This window comes from Corallococcus sicarius (assembly GCF_003611735.1).
Lineage (GTDB): Bacteria > Myxococcota > Myxococcia > Myxococcales > Myxococcaceae > Corallococcus > Corallococcus sicarius.
In genome coordinates this window covers 1-3,076 of the sequence record NZ_RAWG01000553.1, presented here as the reverse complement: position 1 = coordinate 3,076, position 3,076 = coordinate 1, and the positions used below count along the sequence as shown (strand labels likewise).

The 3,076-nt window shown below is 73.5% G+C and carries 5 protein-coding genes; 1 reads left to right on the top strand and 4 read right to left on the bottom strand.

Annotated features, from left to right (window positions below; translation table 11 throughout):
* Nucleotides 1–180 precede the first annotated feature (180 nt).
* Nucleotides 181–597 (top strand): hypothetical protein, encoded by a 417-nt coding sequence (locus D7X12_RS40545; RefSeq protein ID WP_120630458.1) that lies wholly within the window; start codon nt 181–183, stop codon nt 595–597.
* Nucleotides 598–603: 6 nt separating this feature from the next.
* Here D7X12_RS40545 and D7X12_RS40540 read toward each other — a convergent pair whose 3' ends face one another.
* The 4 genes from D7X12_RS40540 to D7X12_RS43305 all read right to left on the bottom strand — a co-directional run.
* Nucleotides 604–1,074, bottom strand: a complete 471-nt coding sequence (locus D7X12_RS40540) for a helix-turn-helix transcriptional regulator (RefSeq protein WP_341868272.1) — start codon at nt 1,072–1,074, stop codon at nt 604–606.
* Between the two features lie 250 nt (nt 1,075–1,324).
* Nucleotides 1,325–1,933, bottom strand: a complete 609-nt coding sequence (locus tag D7X12_RS40535) for a putative glycolipid-binding domain-containing protein (protein WP_120630456.1) — start codon at nt 1,931–1,933, stop codon at nt 1,325–1,327.
* A gap of 16 nt (nt 1,934–1,949) precedes the next feature.
* Complete coding sequence (locus D7X12_RS40530; protein WP_120630455.1) at nt 1,950–2,762, bottom strand: eCIS core domain-containing protein; 813 nt, start codon at nt 2,760–2,762, stop codon at nt 1,950–1,952.
* Nucleotides 2,722–3,076, bottom strand: a 355-nt coding sequence (locus D7X12_RS43305; RefSeq protein WP_158620220.1) for a hypothetical protein, incomplete at its 5' end; no start/stop codon positions are given. The genes D7X12_RS40530 and D7X12_RS43305, both read right to left, overlap by 41 nt.

Below are 3,076 nucleotides of genomic sequence, written 5' to 3'. Positions count from 1 at the left end.
CCCCGGGACGGGGCGCCCCATTTTGGTGCCATCCCCAGCTTCCTGGAGTTCGCCCCTTTCCCGTTCCCGATCCCATGAAACGCCCCCGCCTCCCGAGGCCGCCGCGCAGCGTCGCGCCCCGGGACTGGAGGCTTCGTGGAGTCGGGGTGTCGCGCGCCCGTGGTGCCTTGGAGTCCGGCCATGATTCCCCCGCCGTCGTTGCGCTATCTGCCCCACGGTGTGCTGGCGTCCCTGCTGCTGGCCCTGGTGTTGATGCCGCTGTTGTTCCCTCCGTCGCTCGCGCGGGCGGGGAACGAGGGGCCGGACACGTTCATTGACGAGGGGCCTCCGGGCGCCACGCACTCGCGGGAGGCCACCTTCGTCTTCTCCGCCACGACGCTGAAGCCCGTGTTCTGGTGCTCGCTGGACGGCAGCCTCTTCATCCCCTGCGAGGCCCGCTGGCGCGTGAAGGACCTGTCCGTGGGGGAGCACACCGTGGACGTGTACGCGGTGGACGTGAACACCGCGCACCGGGACCCCACCCCGTCCAGCTGGGTGTGGCGGGTGACGGAGCGCGAACAGGGCGCGGGCGCCGCCCGGGGGCCGGCGGCGCGCTGAGGGCCGCTACCGGCGCGTCGGCAGGATGGCGCTGGCCACCAGGCTCATCAGCTTCAACTGGGGGCGCGGCAGCCGGCGCAGGCTGCGCAAGAGGCGGCGCATCTCCGGCAGGTCGTCCTTGTCCGTGGAGTCCTCCTCCCACAGCCCCGCGCCCGCCGCCGCCGCCAGCGCCAGCCCCAGCGACGCGTCCGCCGACAGCTGCAGCGCCAGGCACAGCCGGAACAGCGTGGGCACGCTGGGCATCATCTTGCCCCGCTCCAGCCGGCCATACACTTCCGACGCGATGCCGACGCGATCCGCCACGTCCGCCTGTGTCAGCCCGGCCCGCAGCCGCGCGGCCCGGGCCGAGGCGCCCACGCTGACCGCCAGCTTGCGCTCCAACTGCCGCCGCGACAGCGCGGCGGCGGACGCGGGCGCCAGCGGGCGCTTCTTCCGGGCGCGGCCGGATGCGATGGGACCTCGGGGGTGGGTTTTCACCACATCAACCTTGCACGTGACGTCCGGCGCGGCGGTCCAGGCTCGAGACCCCCTCTGCCGCCGGAACGGTTCGCGGGGCGTTATAACCCGGCACGTCACCCGGGCCCATCCCTATATGGCAGGTAGTCCCGCAATCCCGTGTCCCCGGGGAGGAAGCCCGCCCCTGCGCCACCTGCGCACAATGGCCTACATGGGACCTGCACGGGTCTGGGAGGATTGTCCGCGTTCAGGGCCGGGGGTTGCGCGGGACTTACCCTTCGGAGGTGGCCACGCGCTCCCAGCCGGGCGGGTAGTGGGTGATGAGCCCGTGGACGTCGGTGTCCACCTCCGCGACGAAGGCGCCGCCGTCGCTCTCATAGCGGAACAGCGACGTGGACAGCCGGGTGTAGCGCTGCTCCAGCCGCTCCAGGGACAGGTCCGGCAGGCGCACCCACGCGGCCGTCACGTCCCGGGCCTGCCCCACCTCCAGCCCCAGCCGGCGGATGGGCAGGGTGTTGGTGGAGGGGGTGACGCTCAGGTCCACGTCCACGCACCCGCGCAGCTCCGGCAGCTCGCGCCCGTCGCGCCACCAGCGCTGGTGATCATCCACCTGGAGCACCAGCGTGCGCCGGGTGCCGCCCTGGTGCAGCACGAGCCGCGCCTCGCGCGTGTGCCAGTCCGGGTCGCACGCCACGGTGTAGCGCACGAGCAGCGGCAGCCCCTCGCTCACGAGCACCGAGGTGCCGGTGAGCAGCGGGCCGGAGGTGGAGTCCCACAGCTCGCAGTGCTCGGTGCCGGGGGACTCCAGGCGCCGCCACGTCACGGCCTGCAGGCAGCGGCCCTCCGGGAGGCCTCCGGGCAGGGTGGTGGGCGGCGTCATCGCGGAGCGCTCCGGCTCACGGGGCGCCCCGGCCCGCGTAGAGGTTGTCCAGCGCCTCGTCCAGCAGGCACAGGGCGGCGTCGCTCCACCCGCGCAGCCGCTGCTGGGGGGTGGGCCGGCCCACGTGGGGGATGAGCTGCGCGTCGGCGGCGTCCTCGATGAACTGGGCCTGCTGCTCCGCGTTCAGCTCCGCCCAGCGGCGGTGCGCGCCCACGGCCTTGCGCCAGTCGTAGCCGTCACCCAGGTATTGCGCAGCGAGCGCGCCGCTCAGATAGCCCGTGCCGCCGTGCTGGTGCTGCCACACGTGCGTGAGCTCGTGCACCAGCAGCCGGAAGCCCACCGCGCCGTAGCCGGGGGGAATGAAGAGGATGTCGCCGTGGGCGAACGCGCGGCCCGGCAGGCCCAGCAGGCCCAGGGCGCCTTCCTTCACGCGCACGCAGCGGAAGTCCACGCTGTCGCCGAAGATGGGCTTGAGCCGGGCCACCTCCGCGTCCGTCAGCCGGCGACCCACCGGCTCCAGGCCGGACACCACCTGCACGGCGCTGAGCACGCGCCCGCCCAGCATCAGCACCAGGTCCACGGGCATCTGCGCCACGCGGAACAGGCCGCGCTTGAGCTGCGGCAGCCCCTCGCGAGAGCGCCCCGCCGCGCAGCGCGCCATGCCGCCCGCCAGCAGCATCAGCGCGATGTAGGCGCTGCGCGCCGCGCCCGCGGACGCCCCGGCGATGCCAGTGAACAGCCCATGCCCCGCGTCCGCCACCCGCTCCGTCAGCGGGGCGACGCGGGTGTCACGGACAGCCTGTCGATTCAGCGAGGTGGGAGACTCCAAGGACCTGCTCCAGGAGCGATCGCAACTCACCGGAGCGCCAGGGCCGGCCGAGTGCGAAGTGGGTATGGCTGGAGGCCCGGAAGGTGGCGCTCGCTTCGGGGCGGAAACCGGAGGACAGGAGGATGCGAGGGCCGCTGAAGCCCCGGTCCACCAGACGGCAGAGGAAATCGCTCACGACGCGGCGATCCGCGTCCAGGTCCAGCACCAGCCCGTCCACCGCCACGCCCGCGTCCATCAGGTCCAACCGCCGGTCCGCCGACGTCGCCCCCAGCGCAGGGGGCGACGTCGGCGGACCGGCGGTTTGACCTGATGGA